The organism is Pseudomonas sp. KH_050 (assembly GCF_057838875.1).
Map to the genome: position 1 here is coordinate 6062402 of NZ_CM174478.1, position 21859 is coordinate 6084260.

Sequence of the window (21859 nt, forward strand, 5' to 3'; positions counted from 1 at the left end):
AACCGGCCAGAATCAAGTCAGGCGCGCCAACGCCAGCGGGCCAGGGCCTTGATGACTTTCATCCAGAGCTTGCGAGTGACCACCACGATGGAATCTCTAGGAGGGGGTTGAGCAACGTCGGCCAACGTTATCCCAGCGGCAAGATCCAGGCAACCGGGAATTAAATGGCGCAGGTCATCGATCACCAGCGCCGGCGACTCTTCGGCTATCGGTCGGCCGTGGTTGTAGCCATAGCTGAGCGCAACACACTTCACCCCCGCCGCTTTCGCCGCCAGCACATCGCTGCGCGAATCACCGACGAACAACGACTGGGACGCTGGCACGTTGGCCATTTTCATCACGAAAAACAGTGCCGCCGGATCGGGTTTCTTCTGCGGCAGGGTGTCACCACCGATGATCCAGCGGAAATACCGGCCGATCTTCATTTGATCCAGCAAGGGTGCGACAAACCGTTCGGGCTTGTTGGTGATCAGGGCCATTTCCACACCCTGCTTGTGCAACCATTTCAGCGTGTCGCGCACCCCGGGATAGACCACGGTCAGTTCATGGCTCTGCGCATAGGCTTCCATGAAAAGCTCCAATGCCTGCTCGGCTTCGGTATCGTCGACCGCTGAATGATCGAGACTTTCAGCCAGCGCGCGGCGAACCAGCACCGGCGCGCCGTTGCCAACCCATTCGCGCACCGATTCGATACCGGCAGGCGCACGCCCGAGCTTGAGCAGCATGTTATCCACGGCCAGCGCGAGGTCAGGGACCGAATCGACCAGGGTGCCATCCAGATCGAACATCACCAGTCGCGGCAGACACCCGGGGAACAGTTGCTCAAAGCCACTCATGGGCGAGCCAGCGCCAGTTCGGAACGCATCTTTTCGATCACCTCTTGGTAGTTCGGTGCATTGAAGATCGCCGAGCCGGCAACGAAGGTGTCAGCACCTGCTGCAGCGATTTCGCGAATGTTGTTCACATTGACCCCACCGTCGATCTCCAGGCGGATGTCGCGCCCCGACGCATCGATCAGCGCCCGCACTTCCCGCAGTTTGTCGAGGGTCCCGGGAATGAACTTCTGCCCGCCAAAACCCGGGTTGACGCTCATCAGCAGGATCATGTCGACTTTGTCCATCACGTACTTGAGCACGTCCAGCGGGGTAGCCGGATTGAACACCAGACCAGCCTTGCAACCGCCTTCGCGGATCATTTGCAGGGAACGGTCGACATGCAGCGTAGCTTCCGGGTGGAAAGTGATGTAAGTCGCACCGGCGTCGATGAAGTCGCCGATGATACGATCCACCGGGCTGACCATCAGGTGCGCGTCGATCGGCGCGGTGATGCCATATTTGCGCAGAGCAGAACAGACCATCGGGCCGATGGTCAGGTTCGGCACGTAGTGGTTATCCATGACATCGAAGTGCACGATATCGGCGCCAGCGGCGAGAACGTTGTCCACTTCCTCTCCCAGACGGGCGAAATCGGCGGAGAGAATCGACGGAGCAATTGCGAAGGGCTGCATGACGCACCTTTTTTGAGCAGATTCACGATGGCGCGCATTGTATACCGCATGCTTTCCAGCGCGCACTGTGACCTCGATGATTGGATGAAAGGCACTAATAAGCGGCGCGATAAATCTTCTCGATATCAACGGCACTGAGCTTGCGCGGATTGTTGCGCATCAAACGCGATCCCCGCCTTCGCGATAGGCGCGCATGCAGTCTTCGACTTCGGCCGGATCAGGCAGGACCCGATCGAAGATTTCGTACAGACTCATCGGCTCAGCCTCTTTTTATTGTTTTGAGAGCTGGGCACAAGGATAGCTGGGAAATACAACGTCGTAGGAGCTGCCGAAGGCTGCGATCTTTTGATCTTTCGCTTGAAATTCAAGTGAACCCGAGAAAAAGATCGCAGCCTGCGGCAGCTCCTACAGGGGAATGCCGTCAGACCTGAGCCGTACGCAGTTTCTCGCTACGCCCACGCAACCATTCCAGGGTCAGCAGCAGGATCACCGAAAAAGCGATCAACAGGGTGGCGGCGGCGGCGATGGTCGGGCTGAGGTTTTCGCGGATGCCGCTGAACATCTGTCGAGGCAAGGTCGCCTGTTGGGGACCGGCGAGGAACAACGTTACCACCACCTCATCGAACGACGTCGCGAAGGCAAACAGCGCCCCTGAAATCACCCCCGGCGCGATCAATGGCAAGGTCACACGGCGGAATGCCGTCAGCGGCGAAGCGCCAAGGCTGGCCGCCGCACGCACCAGATTCTGATTGAAACCTTGCAAAGTAGCCGACACGGTAATGATCACGAACGGCACGCCCAACACCGCATGCACCACGATCAGCGATATATAGCTGTTGCCAAATCCCAGCGGAGCGAAGGTCAGGTAACTGGCCACGCCAATGATCACCACCGGCACCACCATCGGTGAAATCACCAACGCCATTACCAACGGTTTGCCGGGGAAATCGCCGCGAGTCAGACCGATGGCCGCCAGTGTGCCGAAAATCATTGCGATTACAGTCGCCGCAGGGGCAACGATAATGCTGTTCTTCAGGGACCGCATCCACTCCGCCGAGGCGAAGAAATCCTGGTACCAATGCAGCGAGAAACCTTGCAGCGGGTAAACCAGGAAGCTGCCGGAGTTGAACGACAATGGAATGATCACCAGCACCGGCAGGATCAGGAACAACAGGATCAGCCCGCAGAGAATACGCAAGCTGTAGAACCAGACCCGCTCAACGGGCGACATATAAGGGCTCAGCATTTCGGTTCTCTCCTTAGCTCAGGCGCAGGCGACTGGCGCCCACCAGCCAGTTGTAAATCAGATAGAGCACGACGGTCGCCAACAGCAGCAACCCACCGAGTGCAGTCGCCATACCCCAGTTGATACTGGTGTTGGTGTAGAAGGCGACGAAGTAACTGACCATCTGATCGTTCGGGCTGCCAAGCAGCGCCGGGGTGATGTAGTAACCGATCGCCAGAATGAACACCAACAGGCAACCAGCGCCGACACCGGCATAGGTCTGCGGGAAGTACACCCGCCAGAAGCTGGCGAATGGATGGCACCCGAGGGAGATCGCCGCCCGCATATAGGTAGGCGAAATGCCTTTCATCACGCTGTAGATCGGCAGAATCATGAACGGCAGCAGGATGTGCACCATGGAGATGTAAACCCCGGTGCGGTTGAACACCAGCTCCAACGGTTTATCGATGATGCCCATGGCCATCAGCCCGCTGTTGATCAGCCCGCCCGATTGCAGCAAGACAATCCAGGCCGCCACCCGTACGAGAATCGAGGTCCAGAACGGCAGCAGCACCAGAATCATCAGCAGGTTGCTTTGCCGCGACGGCAGATTGGCCAGCAGGTAGGCCAACGGATAGGCCAGCACCAGGCAGATCGCGGTGATGATCAGACCCATCCAGAAAGTGCGGGCGAAAATATCGAGGTAAATCGCCTGGTCTGGAGTGGCCGGGGCTACTTCACCCAGATCGTCGATACGGTGATCGACAGCGGCCAGCAGGTAATAAGGTGTCAGGCTGCTGGTGTTGCGGCGGATCACCTGCCAGTACGCCGGGTCGCCCCAACGCTCATCGAGACTCTCCAACGCTTCTTTATAAGAGGCTGGCTCGGTCTTGAACGGTAGTGCTCGTGCGGTTTTGGTCAGCAGGCTCCGATAGCCGGCCAACTCCATGTTCAGGCGCTTGGACAGATCGCCCAAGGTTTGATTCTTGCGGGCTTCGGCCAGGTCTTCGCTGGCGGCCTTGTACACCGGCTCGCCCGGCAAGCCTCGACCATCCCAGGCAGCGACAGCTGCAACAGTACGCGGCATTCCGCCAACCACTTCCGGGTTAGCAACGCTCTTGTAGAGCAGCGCCACGATCGGCACCAGGAACACCAGCAACAGAAACAGCACCAAGGGCGCGATCAAGGCTTGTGCCTTCCAGCGGTTGACCCGCTCGGCGCGTGCCAGTCGCTGCTTCAAGGTGGGGCTGGTGACCTCGTTCAGGGGAACGGTGATGGCCATAGCGGACTCCGGAAATCTTTGATCGTTACAGAGGGCGGCATCCGACAACCGGAAGGCCGCCTCTGTTTATGTTTAAAACGTACATCTGTAGGAGCTGGCGTAGCCTGCGATCTTTTGACGGCCTTGAGAGCGCTGAAGATCTAAAGCAAGATCAAAAGATCGCAGACCTGCGATCTTTGGCGGCTTTGAGAGCGCTGAAGATCTAAAGCAAGATCAAAAGATCGCAGCCTGCGGCAGCTCCTACTTGGCCGCCCATGAGTTGAAGCGCTGCTCCAGTTGCTCGCCGTTGTCAGCCCAGAAGCTGACGTCGATCTGCACCTGGTTGGCGATGTTTTCCGGAGTGGTCGGCATGTCTTTCAGGACATCTTTGGCCAACAGCGGAACGGCCTGGGTGTTGGCCGGGCCGTACGCGATGTTTTCCGAGTAGGTCTTCTGCTGTTGCGGCATGACCGAGAAAGCGATGAATTTCTTCGCCGCTTCGGCGCGGGCTTTATCCAGGCCTTTTGGAATTGCCCATGCGTCGAAGTCGTAGATACCGCCGTTCCACACGACCTTCAGGTTGCTTTCTTTCTGCACGGCAGCGATCCGACCGTTGTAGGCCGAACTCATCACTACGTCGCCGGAAGCCAGATACTGCGGCGGCTGAGCGCCCGCTTCCCACCACTGAATGCTAGGCTTGAGCTCTTCGAGTTTCTTGAAGGCGCGGTCCTGGCCGTCCTTGCCGGCCAGCACCTTGTAGACGTCTTTCGGCGCAACGCCGTCAGCCATCAAGGCGAATTCCAGGGTGTACTTGGCGCCTTTGCGCAGGCCACGCTTACCCGGGAATTTCTTGGTATCCCAGAAATCCACCCAACCGGCCGGTGCGCTTTTCAGCTTGTCGGCGTTGTAGGCCAGCACGGTCGACCACACGAAAAAGCCCACGCCGCAAGGCTGGATAGCGCCTTTGACGTAGTCCTCGGTTTTGCCGAACAGCGCCGGGTCGAGTTGCTCGAACATGTCTTCGTCACAGCCGCGAGACAGCTCTGGCGATTCCACTTCCACCAGGTCCCAGGACACGCTCTTGGTGTCGACCATGGCTTTAACCTTGGCCATCTCGCCGTTGTATTCGCCGGCGACGATCTTGCCGTTACCCGCCGCTTCCCATGGTGCGTAGAAGGCTTTGACCTGAGCCGCCTTGTTCGCCCCGCCAAAGGACACCACGGTCAGGTCCGGGCCCGCCGCCATCGCGTGCGCCGCCCCCATCAGACCCAGGGTCAGAGCGGTGAATTTCAGGGATCTCAACATTTATTGTTCTCTCCACGTGCAGGATTGGTGTTGGTAAACCAAGGGGGCGATCAATGCGCCTCTAGAAGTGGGTCGAGCGCGCGAACGTGTTCGACCTGCCAGCCAAGCGGTACCACATCACCGACTGCCAGAGCCGGATCCAGCTCGGCGATCGGTTGTTTCACAAAGAAATCGTTCTTGCCGCAGACTTCCAGGCGAACGCGAACGTGGTCGCCCAGATAGATGAACTCCTCCACCCTGCCCGAGAAGCGGTTGACGCAGGATTCGCTGGAACCGTTCAGACTCACTCGCTCCGGACGAATCGACAGGGTCACTGGTTCGCCGGTCTTGCCGACATTCACCGCCAGCGCCTCGACCTTCTCGCCGCGGCTGAGCTCGACCACGCAACGATCACCGCTCTGACTGTGCAAGCGGCCATTGAGACGGTTGTTCTCGCCGATGAAGTTGGCGACAAAGGTGTTCTTCGGCTCTTCATAGAGGGTGCGCGGAGCTGCGATCTGTTGGATCTCGCCCTGATGAAATACCGCCACCCGATCGGACATGGTCAGCGCTTCACCCTGGTCGTGGGTCACGTAGACCACTGTCAAACCCAGGCGCTGATGCAGGTGCTTGATCTCCATCTGCATGTGTTCACGCAGCTGTTTATCGAGGGCACCAAGGGGTTCGTCCATCAGCACCAGTTGCGGTTCGAACACCAGCGCCCGGGCCAGGGCCACACGCTGTTGCTGGCCACCGGAAAGCTGGGCCGGATAACGCTGGGCGAAGGCGTCGAGCTGAACCATGCTCAGCACGCGTTTTACCCGATCGCTGATGTCGGTCTTGTTCAGGCCACGCACCGACAACGGGAACGCCAGGTTCTCGGCGACGGTCATGTGCGGGAACAGCGCATAGTTCTGGAACACCATGCCGATGTCGCGTTTGTGTGGCGGCACGTTGTTGATCGAGCGCCCGGCCAGCTGGATTTCGCCGGCAGTCGGGGTCTCGAAGCCCGCCAGCATCATCAGGCTGGTGGTCTTGCCGGAGCCGGAAGGCCCTAGCAGGGTGAGGAATTCACCTTTGCGAATCTCCAGGTTGAGGTCTTTGACGATCAGGTTCTCGCCGTCGTAGCTCTTTTGTACCCCACGAAAGCTGACCAGAACATCATTGGCCCCAGCACTTGAATTGACCTCGCTCATACCCACACCTTTTGTTTTGGACTGCCGTGGACTAAGCCTAGTGGAGGCTGGGGAGCACGCAAATCGGGGGGTATGAGAGATTCGCCTAAGCCGGATGGAAGCTTCGGGGTAGGGATTGCCCTACAAGGATGGCGGGATTGGAGAGCGGCAGCGGCAAGCCTCAGGCTGCAAGCCTCAAGAACGGGCGACAGCGGCTTTTCGCGGATGTCGCAAATGGATATGCCTGCACGATCCCCCGTAGGAGCTGCCGCAGGCTGCGATCTTTTTCCCCCTAGCGCCGCGAAAGCAAAAGCAAGATCAAAAGATCGCAGCCTGCGGCAGCTCCTACGGTCAGAGCAGCTTGTGCTCCATCGCGTATTTCACCAGCTCCGCCAGTGACGTGATGTTGAGTTTCTGCATCAGCCGCGCCTTATGGGTACTGATGGTCTTGCTGCTCAACGCCAGTTGCTGGGCGATGTCGTTGACGTTCGCGCCCTGGGCCAGGCGCTCGAACACCGAAAATTCGCGCTCCGATAGCAACGCATGCAATGGCCGCGAATCGGTCAGACCGACTTCGAAGACCATCCGGTCGGCCAGGTCCGGGTCAATGTAACGTCCGCCGGCCGCAACCTTGCGGATCGCGGTCAACAGCAGCGCCGGATCGCTGTCCTTGGTGGCATAACCGGCGGCACCGACTTTCAATGCGCGCGCGGCCATCTGCGCTTCGTCGTGCATCGACAGCACTAGAATCGCCGGAGGATTGTTCAGCGCGCGAATCCGTGGAATCGCCTCCAGGCCGTTGACGCCGGGCATGGAGATGTCCAGCAACACTACTTCACAAGGAATATGGCGCAAGGTTTCGAGCAATTGTTCGCCATTGCTTGCCTCCCCCACCACAATCAGATCCTTGGCCAGGCCGATCAATTGCTTGATGCCTTCACGAACAATGGTGTGGTCTTCGGCTACCAGTACACGGATCACTTTCTTCTCCTGATTAATTCAGACCGCTTCACGACCCTTCGCGGGCAAGCCGGCTTCCACCACCCCTCCACTATCCTGTAGAAGCGGCCGGGCGACGTTCCGCTTGCCCACCAAGACATCAGTGCAAACCAGGCAGCACCCTCAGGACTCACCCAGCGGCACTCGCACGCTCAATGTCGTGCCTTCCCCCAGCTCACTTTCCAGCGACAGACTGCCGCCCATGATCAATACCCGCTCGCGCATGCCGACCACACCAAACGACGTCGGCCGGCCGGTGGTCGGGACGAAGCCCTGACCATCGTCGCTGACCGTCAGGCATAAGTCGCCGCCTTCGAGGGTCAGGCTCAGTTCGACAGTATGCGCCTGAGCATGGCGCATGACATTGGTCAGCGCCTCCTGCAGGATCCGGAACAAACCAATGGCCTTGGCGTCACTGAGGACCGGCAGGTTTTCCGGCACCTGTACCAGGCACGGGATCTGTGTGCGTGCCTCGAAACGCCGCGCCTGCCACTCGATGGCCGAAGCGATCCCCGCATCGAGAATCGGCGGACGCAGCGCCGTGGCTACATCGCGCACTAGCTGGAACAGCTGGGCGATCAAGCGTTTCATGCTGTTGAGCCGCTCGTTCAAGCCTGGATCGAGTTGCGCGTAGGCCAGCTCGCACATTGAGGTTTCGAGCTTGAGAACGGTCAACATCTGACCCAATTCATCATGGACTTCGCGGGCGATACGGGCTTTTTCCTCTTCCCGCACGCTCTCCAGGTGAGCGGACAACTCGCGCAACTGCTCGCGGGAACTGGCCAACTCCAGCTCGATGCGCTTGCTTTCGCTGATGTCCCAGACAATCCCGTCCCAGACCACCGCGCCGTCCTCCAGGCGCCGAGTGATTGCCTTGATTTCCGCCCAGCGCTGCTCGCCCTGGCGGGTCACGATTCGCCCTTGCCAGGACCAGTCGCTGTCGGTATCCAGGGCCCGATCCTGGGTCCGGTGATAGCTGGCCTTGTCGTCCGGATGGACCAGGCTGCGCAAACCCATATCGCGATGGCTGAGTGTCGCCGGGGAATACCCCACCAGGCTCTCGCTGCCTTCACTGATATAGGCAAAATCGATCTGCCCGGTGACCGGCGCCCGCTCCAGACGAAACACCAGCCCCGGGACATTCGCGGCGATACCTTGCAGGCGTGCCTCGCTTTCCTGCAAGGCGGCCAGCGCCCGACGACGCTCGGTGACGTCGTTGAGATAGACCACCAAATACTCACCATCGCGAAAACGCATGAAACTCAGCGATACATCGGTGGGCAGGATACCGCCGTCGGCCCGAACGCAATGGGTCTCAAAACTCTGTGGTCCTTCCTCACTGGCGCGGGCGCGCTTCCACAGCGTCAGCCAGCGATCCATGTGCAGACCAGGTTCGAAGTCGATCAAGGGTCGGTCGATGACGCCACCCGGGGCATAACCGAGCATCGATTCTGCGGCCCGATTGGCATAACGGACATGGCTGTCCCAGTTGACCCAGAGGATGCCCACCGTGCTTTGATCAATGGAAAACTGCGTCAGGCGCAAGGCTTCTTCGCTGGCCTCACGCTGGGCGATGTCTTCTCTGGCTGCCAGCAAACGTTGCTCAAGGCTGCTTTGCTGGCGACGTTGCCAGGCGACGATGGCCATGCTGCTGAACAACAACACCGCCAGCAACAGACAGAGGTTCTGCCAAAAGCCTCGCGACTCGACCAGGCGCGGATACTTGGGTTGCAGCCAGCGATTGTGCAGCTGCTCCAGATCCTTCGCCGCAATGGCATGCAGCGCTCTTTCAACGATCCCTGCCAGCTCGGGCCAATCACGTCGTGTAGCGATCCGCAGCAATTGCGGCAGACCGATATCACCGACCACCACCAGGTCAGCGAACTCCGGCTCGGCGGACAAGCGACCAAACTGCACTTCATCAACCACCGCGTATCGGGCCTGCTGGCTCAACAGCAGCTGCAGCGCCTGGCGCTCCAGGGGGACACCTTGCAGATTGAGATTACCGTAGGTGCTGCGCAGATAATCAGCAACGGTACCGGGCATGCGCACCGCGACGCGGGTCTGACTGTCGAGCTGTTCCAGCTCAACAGCACCGGCCTCCTTCTGAGCACTGACGATCAGTTGCGGAACCCGCATATAGGGATCGGAAAACTGCCAGAGCTTCAGCCCCGCAGGGGTTTGGTTCAGGCCTGGGGCGATGTCGACTTCGCCATTGCGCACCGCGGCCTCCAACTGCGCCTGGTCGGCAAAGTTGCGCCAGCTCAGCTCGACCTGAAGGGCTTTGGCCAGCCATTGCATCAGCTCGACGTTGGCCCCGGACAAGCGCTGCAAGCGGCGATCGTACTGGGCGTACGGCGCTTGCAGCACCAGTCCTACACGCAACTCGGGGTGTTGCTCGAGCCAGTGACGTTGTTCGGCATTCAACTGCGCGCCAGGAACGGAGGGCGCAGGCGCCGCCCATACCATCAAGGGCAGGCAAAAACAGCCGATAACCAACAGGCAGCGAAAACGCATCATCTGAAGTCTCACACACTGACAAATACTGACCAACCCATTAGGCTGCCGGAATTACTTCTGGCCTGGAATATCCGATGCCCCCTGTCTACCGCTCGGCACTGCCTGCATTGTGCCTGTCGCTGATCCTGCCTTGTGCGTTTTCAGTCGAGGCCGCCGACCCGGCTCCCGCCGCCACGGAAAAAGCCGCAGAAGAAAAGCCGCTGGAGCGCCAACCGCTGCTTGAGCGTAGCCAGGAAGAAGCGGCAGCCCTCGAGCGCCAAATCCCGCAGCAGGAGCAACAACAGTTGCTGGCTGGCAACGACAATTTCCTCGCGCTCTGGAAACCGGCCAATACCGGCGAACCCCGCGGCACGGTGATTATCATCCCTGGCGCTGGCGAAACAGCTGACTGGCCTCAAGCAATCAGCCCATTGCGGCGAAAACTACCGAATGCCCACTGGAGCAGTCTGAGCATTACCTTGCCGGACCTGCGCAGCGAGGCCAGCCAGCCGCGGATTGTCGAAGCCGCGCCCGCACCGGCCGCCATGGACACTAGCAGCAAAGATGCCAGCACCGCCGAGCCCAAGCCGATCGAACAAGCGGTCGGTGGTGAGGCGGATGTCGCTGATCGGGCCGTCGCCGAAACTTCCGAAGAGCATATCAAGGCCGACGCCGAGCGGATTTTCGCCCGAATTGATGCGGCGATCGCTTTTGCCGAACAGCAGAATGCACGCAGCATTGTCTTGTTGGGCCATGGCACCGGGGCTTATTGGACCGCGCGTTACCTGAGCGAGAAGCAACCCTCGCAGATAGAGAAGTTCGTGATGATCGCTGCACAAAAACCGCTCAATGGCCAACCGGAACTGGCGGAACTGACCCCGACCCTGAAAGTGGCAACCGCCGACTTCTTCTATAAGGACAAGGCACTGGCGCGCGCCGCTGCCCTGCACCGTCTGCAAGCGAGCAAACGCTTGAAGAGCGCAAACTTCACCCAGATATCCTTGAATGCGGTGCCCGGGAATAACGTCGCCCAACAAGAGCAGCTGTTTCGGCGGGTTCGCGGCTGGCTGAGCCCACAGAATAGCGGCAGCTGAGCGCCCCCGGCCCTATCCCACAGGAGCGACATCATCCCCGGTGTGAAGCGGGCTTGTACCAATGCCGGTCAGTTAACAAAATCTAGAGTCTTGTGAGCACTTGTGGCGAGGGGGCTTGCCCCCGCTGGGGCGCGTATCGGCCCTAAAACCTGCAATCGCGTTGTATCAGGCACACCGCGGTCCCCTACTTTACGACTGCTGCGCAGCCGAGCGGGGGCAAGCTCCCTCGCCACAGGTTTTGCGTTCGGCGCTTCTTTTCTTGACTGCAAATTTTGCTTGCTAACGAAAATCCCGCCGCTGACGGATCAACGCATACGCGTTGTGCAACTCGCGAGTCTTCTCGGTCGCCTCCCGCACCTGCGACGGGTTGGCCCCACTGCCGGCAATCTTGTCCGGGTGATGCCGGCTGAGCAGGCGCCGGTAGGCACGCTTGATCTGCGAGGGCTCACTGGTGGTCGAGACCCCCAGCACTCGCATTGCCTCTTGATAAGCTCCGCTACTATTAATCAGTGGTTTTCTATGCGGTTGGTACTCATTGGCCAGCGCTTGCACCTGCTGCGATGTCCAGCCCAGCCATTTGCCCCACAGTTTGATCAACTCTCGTTCGGCGCTGCTGGCCCGACCATCGGCCCAGACCATCCGCAAGCAGGCGCGCAACACTCCTTCTGCCGCATGCGGCTGAGCACTCAGGCGCCGCAAATAATTACGCAAGTGGTCATGCCCGGTCTTGCCTCGATTGAACGCAGCGATTGCCCGCTGCTGCGCCGGCTCACTCATTTCCAGCGCACGCATCTCCTGACGAGCTTGCTGGATATGGCCCTCGACCACTTGGCCATCGCACTTGGCCAGGCGCCCCAACAAGACGAACAACAATTCATCATTGCGCAGCGCCGCACGTCCACCCAAACGTTCGCGCAGTTGCGCCCAGTCCTGCAGTTGTAACCGTCGGTCCAGTGCCTGTCCCAATAATGCACCGAGCATGGCCCCCGGAATGCTGGCTATGAAAAACCCCGCTCCGGCTCCGATCAGAGTCCCTGGCCATAACATATCAGCGGCTCGCTTCTAGCAGTTGTTCGACCTGTGCCAAACGCTCCAGTGTGCCGACATCGATCCAGCATCCCTGCATGTGTTCACCTGTGACCTGCCCTTGCGCCATGGCCTCGCGCAGCAACGGAGCCAATTTGAAAGGCCCGGCAATGCAGGTCGCGAACAGTTTCGGATGCAGCACCGAGATACCGCTATAGGTCAGCATCGCCGCCCCCGGTTCGGCGTCGCGAACCTGCCCGTCCTGCAGACAAAAGTCGCCCCCGTTCGGGTGATGCGCCGGGTTGTCGACCATCACCAGATGGGCAAGGCCGGTAATCGGTTGGCGCAACGCCGAGAAGTCGTAGTCGGTCCAGATGTCGCCGTTGACCACCAGAAACGGCTCGTCCCCCAACAACGGCAACGCGCGAAAAATACCGCCACCCGTTTCCAGCGGCTCGCCCTCCGGCGAGTACTGGATGCTTAGCCCGAACTGCGAGCCATCTCCCAGGTAGTCCTCGATCTGCTGGCCGAGCCAGGCATGATTGATGACAACCTCGGTAAATCCTGCCGCCGCCAACGCCCGCAGGTGGTGCTCGATTAATGGCACTCCGCCAGCGCGAATCAGTGGTTTGGGCGTGGTCAGAGTCAGCGGACGCATGCGCTCGCCCTTGCCCGCCGCCAGAATCATTGCCTTCATACGCAAGTCCCGACCGGCTGGCGAAGGCTGGTCAATAGCTCGGCCAAGTCGACCAACTCGGGGCGGCGCGCCACGACGGCCTCTATGTAGGCAAAAAAGCGCGGCACATCGCCGAGATAACGTGGTTTGCGGTCGCGATGGCAGATACGGGCAAAGATCCCGATCACCTTCAAATGACGCTGCACGCCCATCAGGTCGCTGGCACGCAGGAAATCTTCGACATCCGCCTGCACCGGAATCCCCAAGGCACTGGCCTGTTGCCAATAGTTTTCCAGCCAGGCCCGTACACGAGCCTCTGGCCAACTGAGGAAGGCATCCTTGAACAAACAGGTCACGTCATAAGTGACCGGCCCATAGACCGCGTCCTGGAAATCCAGCACCCCCGGGTTCGGCTCGCTGAGCATCAGGTTGCGTGGCATATAGTCGCGATGCACCAATACCTTGGGCTGGGCCAGGGCACTGTCGATCAACAGGTCGCTGAGCCGTTGCCAGAGCACCCGTTGCTCCTGGTCAAACTGGATGCCCAACTCACGTCCCACGTACCACTCGGGAAAGAGTTCCAGCTCACGACGCAACAACGCCACGTCATAACTCGGCAGAGGAGCGTCCATCGGCAACTGCTGAAAGGCCAGCAATGCCTGCACGGCGTCCTTAAACAAATTGTCGGCATTTTCGCCGTTTATCACGTCCAGATAGGTCTTGTTGCCCAGGTCATTGAGCAAAAGAAACCCGCGCGGCAGGTCCTGTGCGTAAATTTTCGGCACATTTACTCCGGATGTCGCCAGCAAGTCAGCGATATCGACGAAGGGTTTGCAGTTTTCCTGGGGCGGCGGTGCATCCATCACGATGAAGCTGCGACCCTCCCCTTCCCAGCGGAAGTACCGCCGAAAACTCGCGTCGCTGCTGGCCGCAGTCAATGTAGCCGGGGGCACGGAGCCCCAGCCTTGCGCGGTATAGAGGATTGCCAATTGCTCATCGAGCCAGACTTTCAGGTGTTGCAAGCGTACATCTTGATCAGGCATTGCAAGGGTCTCCGACGGCGCTAGCCGTCAAGCGGGTCATGCTTTATTATCCAGCATCTTTTTCAGACCATCGAGAGGCGTGCGGCCCCCACCGCGGGCAGATGGCACGCAGGAAGCCCGGACTAATAAGATGGCATTGAAATCCCCCGCGTTTCGTAAAAAATTTCCGTTGTTGGTTACCGGCAGTCTGCTGGCCCTGCAACCTCTGGCCACTCAGTTCGTAGTCGCCGCAGAACAGTATGACTGCTCAGTCTCTGCTTCGGGTGCCTGGGACTGCGCGCCGAAAACCAATGCCGCTCAATTACCTCCACGTCCCGTGCATGGCGCAGACGCGGTCAGTGCTACGGGCGAGACCCCGGCAGACAGCGGCGCAAGCGACGAAACAGCTGCCAAGACCACACTGGTCACCGAGGCCAAGGGCCGCGGCCTGCAGTCGCGCAGTGCCGACTACAGCCACCTCGACTGGGTCCCCCGCGAGAATCTCACCGCTGCGCAATTGGCCGAAACCGGTCCTTATTGCTCTGGTTCCTATGTCGAACCGATTCGTCCTGGCATGAATGACAAGACGGATAAAAAAGACGCTCCGACCTTTATCGGCGCGAAAGCCTCGCGTTACGAGCAGGAAAAACAAGTCGCAACCCTGGCCGGTGACGTGGTCATGCGCCAGGGCAGCATGCAGGCCGAAGCCGACGAGGCCAGCCTGTACCAGGCGGAAAACCGCGGCGAGCTGAGCGGCAACGTTCGCGTTCGCGACAATGGCGCGCTGCTGGTCGGCGACCACGCCGATGTGCAGCTCGACACCGGCGAAGCCAAGGTCGACAACGCTGAATACGTGCTGCACAAGTCGCGCGTGCGCGGCAGCGCGCTGTACGCCAAGCGTGCCGAGAACGCCATCATCCGCCTCAAGGATGGTACATACACCACGTGCGAACCGGACAGCAACGCCTGGCAGCTCAAGGGTAACAACATCACCTTGAACCCGGCGACCGGCTTCGGTACCGCGACCAACGTGACCCTGCGGGTCAAAGACATCCCGGTGCTCTACACCCCGTACATCTATTTTCCGATCGATGACCGTCGCCAGTCCGGTTTCCTGCCGCCGACTCTCGGCACCGGCAGCGATACCGGCTTCCTGCTGGTCACCCCGTACTACTTCAACCTGGCACCGAACTACGATGCCACGTTGTATCCGCGCTACATGAGCAAGCGCGGGCTGTTGATGGAAGGCGAGTTCCGTTACCTGACCAAGGGCAGCGAAGGTCAGTTCGGCGGCGCTTACCTCAACGACGAGAATGACGACCGCAAACTGCAGTCCGACTACGAAAAAACCCGTTACATGCTCAATTGGCAGCACAAGGGCGGGCTGGATTCGCGTGTGCTGACTGAAGTCGACTACACCGACATCAGCGATCCGTATTACTTCCAGGACCTGGAAAGTGATCAGATTGGTATCAAAACCAACGAATTCGTGAATCAGCAAGGTGCCGTCAGCTACCGAGGCGACAACTACACCGCGCGGATCAACGCACATGCCTATGAGCTGGCGACTGTTTCGGATATCACGCCGTATAACCGCTTGCCGCAGATCACCTTCAACGGTGCATTGCCGTACCAACCAGGCGGGCTGAATTTCGCGTACAACACAGAAATCGTGCGGTTTGATCGGGATTTGCAGGACGGCGACTACATTGATCAAGATGGTGTCGCAGCGCCACGACTCGATAACAACATTCAGGGTCTGGCACGCGCCAACGGCAATCGTCTCGACCTCGAGCCGGGCGTCAGCCTGCCGCTCAACTGGACCTATGGCTTCCTGAAGCCATCGCTCAAGTACAAATACACCCAGTACGATCTTGACCTCGACGGAACAGGTAAAGACCAGATAGCCTTGCAGAATGCCGAAGCTGATCGTCTCAATGGTACCTTCAGCCAGAATCAAAACCGTGGCGTGCCGATTGCCAGTTTCGACAGTGGCCTGTATTTCGACCGCAATACCCAGTGGTTCGGCAAGAACTACCGCCAGACCCTGGAACCTCGCCTGTTCTATCTCTATGTACCCGAGGAAGACCAGAGCGACATCCCGGTATTCGACACCGGCGAAAGTACATTCAACTACTCCTCGCTGTTCCGCGAAAACCGCTTCACCGGCTCCGACCGTGTCGGCGACGAAAACAAACTGTCGCTGGGCATAACCAACCGCTGGATTGAAGAAAATGGCTTTGAACGCCAAACCATCAGCGTCGGCCAGGCCCTGTATTTCAAGGACCGCGAAGTTCAGTTGCCGGGCATCGATGCAAAAACCCGCGACGATGCACACTCCAGCGTTTCACCCTACGCGCTTGAGTATGCGTACCGCTTCAACCGCGACTGGCGCGCCACCGCTGACTACAACTGGGATCCGGACAGCGGCAGCCCTCGCTCGGGCAGCGCGATGTTCCACTACCAGCCGGAAGACAACCCGAACAAGATCATCAACGCCGGTTATCGTTATCGCAACGACCAGGTCCGTTACGACCAGTCCACCGGCAAGTGGCAGGTTGGCGGCGGCGACTACGGTGTTGAAGGCCAACCAGGCTTCGTGAAGGACTATTACAAAATCAAACAGCACGACTTCTCGGTGATGTGGCCGATCGTGCCGCAATGGAACGCCATCAGCCGCTGGCAGTATGATTACAACCGCAACCGTACCCTGGAAGCCTTCGGTGGTTTCGAGTACGACAACTGCTGCTGGAAACTGCGCCTGATCAACCGTTACTGGATCGACTATGACGAGTTCAGTCAAGACGCTCCGCAAAACGAAAAAGGCGACCATGGCGTCTTCCTCCAAATTGTTCTGAAGGGGCTTGGTGGCGTTGTTGGCACCAAAGTAGAGAGCTTCCTCGACAAAGGCATTCAAGGTTATCGTGAACGTGAAGACCAAGCTTTCTGATTCTCTGCGCCCGCTGCTGCTGGGTGTATTGCTACTGGGTACCGCGGCCAACGCCGCCGTGCAGTCCATCGACAAGGTGGTGGCCATCGTCGATAACGACGTGGTCATGCAAAGCCAACTGGACCAACGGGTCCATGAAGTCCAGCAAACCATCGCCAAGCGCGGCGCTGCCGTGCCGCCAGCTGGCGTACTGGATCAGCAGGTGCTTGAGCGTCTGATCGTCGAAAACCTGCAGCTGCAGATCGGCGAGCGTTCCGGCATCCGCATCACCGATGAAGAACTGAACCAGGCGATCGGCACCATTGCCCAGCGCAACAACATGAGCGTGGAACAGTTCCGCACCGCCCTGAGCCGTGACGGCCTGTCTTACGAAGATGCTCGTGAGCAGGTTCGCCGCGAGATGATCATCAGCCGGGTCCGTCAGCGTCGAGTGGCTGAGCGCATCCAGGTAACGGAGCAGGAAGTGAAGAACTTCCTCGCCTCGGACCTGGGCAAGATGCAGCTGTCCGAAGAGTTCCGCCTGGCCAACATCCTGATCCCGACCCCGGAAAGCGCCAACTCTGAAGCGATCCAGACTGCCGGGCGTCAGGCTGCCGATGTTTATCAGCAGCTCAAGCAAGGCGCTGACTTCGGTCAGTTGGCGATCGCCAAATCCGCCAGTGAGACCGCGCTGGAAGGCGGCGACATGGGCTGGCGTAAAGCGGCGCAACTGCCACCTCCATTCGATCGCATGCTCAGCAGGATGTCGGTGGGTGACATCACCGAGCCAATGCGCACCCCAGGCGGCTTCATCATCCTGAAGATCCTGGAAAAACGCGGTGGCCAGACTCAGGTGCGTGACGAAGTCCATGTCCGCCACATCCTGATCAAACCCAGCGAAATTCGCAGCGAAGAAGAAACCAGACGCCTGGCCGAGAAACTCTACGAGCGGATCGAATCCGGCGAAGACTTTGCTGAACTGGCGAAAAGCTTCTCCGAAGACCCGGGTTCCGCCCTTAACGGTGGCGACCTGAACTGGGTCGACCCGAATTCCCTGGTGCCCGAGTTCCGCGCCGTAATGGCCGATGCCCCCCAGGGTCAGCTGTCGAAACCGTTCAAGAGCCCTTACGGCTGGCACGTTCTGGAAGTCCTTGGCCGTCGTGCCACCGACAGCACCAGCCAGGCCCGTGAACAGCAGGCGATGACCGTACTGCGTAACCGCAAATACGACGAGGAGCTGCAAACCTGGCTGCGTCAGATCCGTGACGAAGCTTATGTTGAAATCAAGCTTCCTGGCGCTGACCAGGCACAGCAGTGAAACCCAAGCGTTTCGCGCTGACCCCCGGCGAGCCGGCCGGCATAGGTCCAGACCTGTGCCTGCTGCTCGCCTCGCTAGCCCAGCCACACCCTCTGATTGCCATTACCAGCCGCGACCTGCTCCTTGAGCGGGCCGCGCAACTGGGCGTGGCTGTCGACCTGCTGGCGGTGACCCCAGACAGTTGGCCGGACTCACCGGCACCGGCTAACAGCCTGTATGTCTGGGACACCCCGCTACAGGCCAAAGTCGTTGCCGGGCAACTGGACAAGGCAAACGCCGGGTTCGTGCTCCAGACCCTGACTCGCGCAGCCCAAGGCTGTGTCGACGGGCATTTCGCCGGCATGATCACCGCGCCAGTGCACAAAGGCGTGATAAACGAGGCCGGGATACCGTTCTCGGGCCACACCGAATTCCTCGCCGACCTGACCCACACTGCGCAAGTCGTGATGATGCTCGCCACCCGTGGTCTGCGCGTGGCCCTGGTCACCACTCACCTGCCCTTGCGGCAGATTGCCGATGCAATCACCCCGGAACGCCTGGAGCGAGTGACGCGGATCCTGCACGCCGACCTGCAACAAAAATTCGGCATTGCCCAGCCGCGCATCCTGGTCTGCGGGCTCAACCCGCATGCCGGTGAAGGCGGGCATCTGGGCCATGAAGAAATCGACATCATCGAACCTACATTAGAGCGTCTGCGCAGTGAGGGCATGGATCTACGCGGCCCCCTGCCTGCCGACACTCTGTTTACCCCCAAATATCTGGAGCACTGCGACGCAGTGCTGGCGATGTACCATGACCAGGGGCTGCCCGTACTGAAATACAAAGGTTTCGGTGCCGCAGTCAATGTGACCCTCGGTCTGCCGATCATCCGCACCTCAGTCGACCACGGCACCGCCCTGGATCTGGCCGGTAGCGGAAAAATCGATACCGGCAGCCTGCAAGTCGCCCTGGAAACCGCCTACCAGATGGCCGAGACCCGTTTATGACCGAGCATTACCAACACCGGGCGCGCAAGCGCTTCGGCCAGAACTTCCTGCACGATGCCGGGGTGATCGACCGTATCCTGCGCGCCATTCATGCCCGCCCTGAAGACCGCCTGCTGGAAATCGGCCCGGGCCAGGGTGCATTGACCGAAGGCTTGCTCAACAGCGGCGCGCAGCTTGATGTGGTGGAGCTGGACAAGGACCTGATCCCGATCCTCAATCAGCAGTTCGCCGGCAAAAGCAATTTCAACCTGCATCAAGGCGACGCCCTGAAGTTCGACTTCACCAGCCTCAATGCCGCGCCCAACAGCCTGCGAGTGGTCGGCAACCTGCCGTACAACATCTCCACCCCGCTGATCTTCCACCTGCTGCGCAACGCCAGCCTGATCCGCGACATGCACTTCATGCTGCAAAAGGAAGTGGTCGAGCGACTGGCAGCAGGCCCTGGCGGCGGTGACTGGGGCCGCTTGTCGATCATGGTTCAGTACCACTGCCGGGTCGAACACCTGTTCAACGTCGGGCCGGGCGCATTCAACCCGCCGCCAAAAGTCGATTCGGCGATTGTCCGCCTGGTGCCCCACGCCGTTCTGCCGCACCCGGCCAAGGATCATCGCCTGCTCGAGCGCGTCGTTCGCGAAGCCTTCAACCAGCGCCGCAAAACCCTGCGCAACACCCTCAAGGCTTTGCTCAGCAATGCCGAGATTGAAGCCGCCGGCGTCGATGGCAGTCTGCGCCCGGAACAGCTCGACCTGGCCGCCTTTGTCCGCCTGGCCGACAAGCTGGGTGAGCAAGTCGTCGAGACGTCCAGCCTCAGCTGACACGCCATGATCGTTTTCGGGTAAGACACCAGGCGCCATGTCTGGTTTACTACCCGATACTTGGCCTAGACTGATCTCATCAGTTATGTCCCGCGCTCCGCTTTGTTTTTAAGGCCTCTTGCATGTCCGATCCTCGTTATCAGGTCGACGTCAGCGTCGTCACCCGCTTTCTGGCAGAACAATCGCTACCCGAGCAAGATCGCTTTGCCTTCGCCTACACCATTACCATCAAGAACAACGGCCAGCTGCCGGCCAAGTTGCTCTCACGGCACTGGGTCATCACCGATGGCGACGGGCACGTCGAGGAGGTCCGTGGCGCGGGCGTGGTCGGTCAGCAACCGTTGATCGGGGTGGGCCAAAGCCATACCTACACCAGCGGCACGGTGATGACCACCCGCGTAGGCACCATGCAGGGCAGTTACCAGATGCTCGCCGAAGACGGCAAACATTTCGACGCTATCATCGCGCCATTTCGTCTCGCGGTGCCCGGAGCCCTGCACTAATGGCGGTGTACGCCGTCGGCGACCTGCAAGGCTGCCTTGAACCGCTGCAATGCCTGCTTGAGCGTGTCGCCTTCAATCCCGCCAAGGACCGTCTCTGGCTGGTCGGCGACCTGGTCAACCGCGGCCCGCAGTCGCTGGAAACCCTGCGTTTTCTCTACAGCATCCGCGAATCGCTGGTGTGCGTGCTGGGAAACCACGACCTGCACCTGCTGGCCGTCGCACAAAATATCGAACGCCTGAAGAAAGCCGACACCCTGCGCGAGATCCTCGAAGCGCCTGATCGCGGCGAGCTGCTCGAGTGGTTGCGCCAGCAAAAACTGCTGCACTACGACGAACAGCGCGACATGCTGCTGGTCCACGCCGGCATACCGCCTCAGTGGTCGCTGCGCAAAGCATTGAAATGCGCGGCGGAAGTCGAAGCGGCCCTGCATGACGACATCCTATTCGCACCTTATCTGGATGGCATGTACGGCAACGAGCCGGTGAAATGGGACAATGACCTCAAGGGCGCTGCCCGCTTGCGAATGATCACCAATTATTTCACTCGCATGCGCTTCTGCACCGCCGATGGCAAACTAGACCTCAAGGGCAAGGAAGGCCCGGATACCGCACCACCGGGTTATGCCCCCTGGTTTTGCCACAAAGAGCGCAAGACCAAGGGCCTGAAGATCGTCTTTGGTCACTGGGCAGCCCTTGAAGGGCGATGCCACGAACCGGGCATCTTTGCCCTCGACACTGGCTGCGTCTGGGGCGGTGCCCTGACGCTGCTGAATATCGACACCGGTGAACGTTTGCAGTGCAAGTGCGATGCCTTGGGCCATGTCAATCCACACGTCGCCCACACTACCCCCGAACAATTGCCGGCCACCGCGAAGCGCTGAACGGCGCTTTCAGCCAGGCTACAGGAGCCCGCCATGAGCGATTTCAAACGCATCCCGCCCGAACAAGCCCAAGCCCTGCGTGAACAGGGTGCGGTAGTGGTCGATGTCCGCGATCCGGCAACCTTTGCCGCGCTGCACATCAGCGGTTCGAAGCATCTGGACAACCACTCCCTGCACGACTTCATCACCGGCGCCGACCTCGACGCGCCAACGGTAGTGGTCTGCTATCACGGAAATTCCAGCCAGGGCGCCGCGGCTTACCTGATCAGCCAGGGGTTCTCCGACGTCTACAGCATGGATGGCGGTTTCGAGCTCTGGCGTACGACTTATCCTTCGGAAACGGCGCAAGGCACTTCCGAATAATTTTTTTCCAGCGCGCAAGCCCCGGCCCCCGTGGGCTAGCGCGGTGGCAGACGAACGGTCTGCCACAACTAATTACGCATTGCGCCTTTACCTCCCGGATTCCGAACTATCCTTAAGCGCAGGCCATCCAAAACAGGGGAGAGCCGGTACACCGGCGCGCGGGTCATCGGGAGTAGCTTTCGGGGTTGTAAGCCCTGGAGGTGTTCTGGGGGGTAAACAGCAGCTGCATATTCAGCTGCTTGCCAGCATCGACTGACTGATCCGGCGTCGGCTCCACGTATCGAGCGAGGTGACGT

19 protein-coding genes are annotated in these 21859 nt (G+C 59.8%); 8 read left to right on the plus strand and 11 right to left on the minus strand.

What is annotated here, in order from left to right:
- Window positions 1–17 precede the first annotated feature (17 nt).
- The 8 genes from AC3IUA_RS27975 to AC3IUA_RS28010 form a co-directional block, all read right to left on the minus strand.
- Complete coding sequence (locus AC3IUA_RS27975; protein ID WP_489358003.1) at window positions 18–836, minus strand: phosphoglycolate phosphatase; 819 nt, start codon at window positions 834–836, stop codon at window positions 18–20.
- Window positions 833–1507 (minus strand): ribulose-phosphate 3-epimerase, encoded by a 675-nt coding sequence (gene rpe, locus AC3IUA_RS27980; RefSeq protein ID WP_489358005.1) that lies wholly within the window; start codon window positions 1505–1507, stop codon window positions 833–835. Before rpe ends, AC3IUA_RS27975 begins: the two co-directional genes overlap by 4 nt.
- Before the next feature lie 421 nt (window positions 1508–1928).
- Entirely contained in the window at window positions 1929–2753 is an 825-nt protein-coding gene (locus AC3IUA_RS27985) for an ABC transporter permease (RefSeq protein ID WP_489358006.1), read from the minus strand.
- Window positions 2754–2766: 13 nt separating this feature from the next.
- Window positions 2767–4014, minus strand: coding sequence for an ABC transporter permease (locus AC3IUA_RS27990; RefSeq protein ID WP_489358007.1), 1248 nt, complete (start codon window positions 4012–4014; stop codon window positions 2767–2769).
- A gap of 240 nt (window positions 4015–4254) precedes the next feature.
- Window positions 4255–5298: an ABC transporter substrate-binding protein gene (locus AC3IUA_RS27995; protein WP_489358008.1), complete on the minus strand. Its 1044-nt coding sequence runs from the start codon at window positions 5296–5298 to the stop codon at window positions 4255–4257.
- A 50-nt stretch (window positions 5299–5348) separates the two neighbouring features.
- Window positions 5349–6473: an ABC transporter ATP-binding protein gene (locus AC3IUA_RS28000; protein WP_489358009.1), complete on the minus strand. Its 1125-nt coding sequence runs from the start codon at window positions 6471–6473 to the stop codon at window positions 5349–5351.
- A 330-nt stretch (window positions 6474–6803) separates the two neighbouring features.
- Window positions 6804–7433 (minus strand): response regulator, encoded by a 630-nt coding sequence (locus tag AC3IUA_RS28005; RefSeq protein WP_489358010.1) that lies wholly within the window; start codon window positions 7431–7433, stop codon window positions 6804–6806.
- A 141-nt stretch (window positions 7434–7574) separates the two neighbouring features.
- Window positions 7575–9971 (minus strand): PAS domain-containing sensor histidine kinase, encoded by a 2397-nt coding sequence (locus AC3IUA_RS28010; RefSeq protein ID WP_489358011.1) that lies wholly within the window; start codon window positions 9969–9971, stop codon window positions 7575–7577.
- A 74-nt stretch (window positions 9972–10045) separates the two neighbouring features.
- Here AC3IUA_RS28010 and AC3IUA_RS28015 point away from each other — a divergent pair, with 74 nt between their 5' ends.
- Window positions 10046–11044, plus strand: a complete 999-nt coding sequence (locus tag AC3IUA_RS28015; RefSeq protein WP_489358013.1) for an alpha/beta hydrolase family protein — start codon at window positions 10046–10048, stop codon at window positions 11042–11044.
- A 279-nt stretch (window positions 11045–11323) separates the two neighbouring features.
- Here the strand turns inward: AC3IUA_RS28015 and AC3IUA_RS28020 are convergent, their stop codons facing one another.
- The 3 genes from AC3IUA_RS28020 to AC3IUA_RS28030 are packed head-to-tail and all read right to left on the minus strand — an operon-like array spanning window position 11324 to window position 13789.
- A complete protein-coding gene (locus AC3IUA_RS28020; RefSeq protein WP_489358014.1) occupies window positions 11324–12091 on the minus strand; it encodes a DnaJ domain-containing protein in 768 nt (255 codons plus the stop codon).
- A 1-nt stretch (window position 12092) separates the two neighbouring features.
- A complete protein-coding gene (gene murU / locus AC3IUA_RS28025) occupies window positions 12093–12767 on the minus strand; it encodes an N-acetylmuramate alpha-1-phosphate uridylyltransferase MurU (RefSeq protein ID WP_489358015.1) in 675 nt (224 codons plus the stop codon).
- Window positions 12764–13789: an aminoglycoside phosphotransferase family protein gene (locus AC3IUA_RS28030; RefSeq protein ID WP_489358016.1), complete on the minus strand. Its 1026-nt coding sequence runs from the start codon at window positions 13787–13789 to the stop codon at window positions 12764–12766. Before AC3IUA_RS28030 ends, murU begins: the two co-directional genes overlap by 4 nt.
- A 130-nt stretch (window positions 13790–13919) precedes the next feature.
- Here AC3IUA_RS28030 and AC3IUA_RS28035 point away from each other — a divergent pair, with 130 nt between their 5' ends.
- The 7 genes from AC3IUA_RS28035 (at window position 13920) to glpE (ending at window position 21563) form a co-directional block, all read left to right on the plus strand.
- Window positions 13920–16718 carry an LPS-assembly protein LptD gene (locus tag AC3IUA_RS28035; RefSeq protein WP_489358017.1) on the plus strand — a complete coding sequence of 933 codons (2799 nt, stop codon included), beginning with the start codon at window positions 13920–13922 and terminating at the stop codon, window positions 16716–16718.
- The gene (surA, locus tag AC3IUA_RS28040; RefSeq protein ID WP_489358018.1) at window positions 16699–18015 is read left to right on the plus strand and encodes a peptidylprolyl isomerase SurA; all 1317 of its coding nucleotides are present in this window, start codon (window positions 16699–16701) and stop codon (window positions 18013–18015) included. The genes AC3IUA_RS28035 and surA overlap by 20 nt, the downstream gene beginning before the upstream one ends.
- Entirely contained in the window at window positions 18012–19001 is a 990-nt protein-coding gene (pdxA, locus tag AC3IUA_RS28045) for a 4-hydroxythreonine-4-phosphate dehydrogenase PdxA (protein WP_489358019.1), read from the plus strand. Before surA ends, pdxA begins: the two co-directional genes overlap by 4 nt.
- Complete coding sequence (gene rsmA / locus AC3IUA_RS28050; protein ID WP_489358020.1) at window positions 18998–19816, plus strand: 16S rRNA (adenine(1518)-N(6)/adenine(1519)-N(6))-dimethyltransferase RsmA; 819 nt, start codon at window positions 18998–19000, stop codon at window positions 19814–19816. The genes pdxA and rsmA overlap by 4 nt, the downstream gene beginning before the upstream one ends.
- Before the next feature lie 122 nt (window positions 19817–19938).
- On the plus strand, window positions 19939–20319 hold the full coding sequence (gene apaG / locus AC3IUA_RS28055; RefSeq protein WP_489358021.1) for a Co2+/Mg2+ efflux protein ApaG: 381 nt from the start codon (window positions 19939–19941) through the stop codon (window positions 20317–20319).
- On the plus strand, window positions 20319–21200 hold the full coding sequence (locus tag AC3IUA_RS28060) for a symmetrical bis(5'-nucleosyl)-tetraphosphatase (protein WP_489358022.1): 882 nt from the start codon (window positions 20319–20321) through the stop codon (window positions 21198–21200). The genes apaG and AC3IUA_RS28060 overlap by 1 nt, the downstream gene beginning before the upstream one ends.
- A gap of 33 nt (window positions 21201–21233) precedes the next feature.
- Entirely contained in the window at window positions 21234–21563 is a 330-nt protein-coding gene (glpE, locus tag AC3IUA_RS28065) for a thiosulfate sulfurtransferase GlpE (protein WP_489358023.1), read from the plus strand.
- Window positions 21564–21859 lie beyond the last annotated feature (296 nt).

Bases quoted from the DNA above. Each gene is read 5' to 3' on its own strand.
- AC3IUA_RS27975 (WP_489358003.1), bottom strand. From the start codon at position 836: ATGAGTGGCTTTGAGCAACTGTTCCCCGGGTGTCTGCCGCGACTGGTG.
- rpe (WP_489358005.1), bottom strand. From the start codon at position 1,507: ATGCAGCCCTTCGCAATTGCTCCGTCGATTCTCTCCGCCGATTTCGCC.
- AC3IUA_RS27985 (WP_489358006.1), bottom strand. From the start codon at position 2,753: ATGCTGAGCCCTTATATGTCGCCCGTTGAGCGGGTCTGGTTCTACAGC.
- AC3IUA_RS27990 (WP_489358007.1), bottom strand. From the start codon at position 4,014: ATGGCCATCACCGTTCCCCTGAACGAGGTCACCAGCCCCACCTTGAAG.
- AC3IUA_RS27995 (WP_489358008.1), bottom strand. From the start codon at position 5,298: ATGTTGAGATCCCTGAAATTCACCGCTCTGACCCTGGGTCTGATGGGG.
- AC3IUA_RS28000 (WP_489358009.1), bottom strand. From the start codon at position 6,473: ATGAGCGAGGTCAATTCAAGTGCTGGGGCCAATGATGTTCTGGTCAGC.
- AC3IUA_RS28010 (WP_489358011.1), bottom strand. From the start codon at position 9,971: ATGATGCGTTTTCGCTGCCTGTTGGTTATCGGCTGTTTTTGCCTGCCC.
- AC3IUA_RS28015 (WP_489358013.1), top strand. From the start codon at position 10,046: ATGCCCCCTGTCTACCGCTCGGCACTGCCTGCATTGTGCCTGTCGCTG.
- AC3IUA_RS28020 (WP_489358014.1), bottom strand. From the start codon at position 12,091: ATGTTATGGCCAGGGACTCTGATCGGAGCCGGAGCGGGGTTTTTCATA.
- murU (WP_489358015.1), bottom strand. From the start codon at position 12,767: ATGAAGGCAATGATTCTGGCGGCGGGCAAGGGCGAGCGCATGCGTCCG.
- AC3IUA_RS28030 (WP_489358016.1), bottom strand. From the start codon at position 13,789: ATGCCTGATCAAGATGTACGCTTGCAACACCTGAAAGTCTGGCTCGAT.
- AC3IUA_RS28035 (WP_489358017.1), top strand. From the start codon at position 13,920: ATGGCATTGAAATCCCCCGCGTTTCGTAAAAAATTTCCGTTGTTGGTT.
- rsmA (WP_489358020.1), top strand. From the start codon at position 18,998: ATGACCGAGCATTACCAACACCGGGCGCGCAAGCGCTTCGGCCAGAAC.
- apaG (WP_489358021.1), top strand. From the start codon at position 19,939: ATGTCCGATCCTCGTTATCAGGTCGACGTCAGCGTCGTCACCCGCTTT.
- AC3IUA_RS28060 (WP_489358022.1), top strand. From the start codon at position 20,319: ATGGCGGTGTACGCCGTCGGCGACCTGCAAGGCTGCCTTGAACCGCTG.
- glpE (WP_489358023.1), top strand. From the start codon at position 21,234: ATGAGCGATTTCAAACGCATCCCGCCCGAACAAGCCCAAGCCCTGCGT.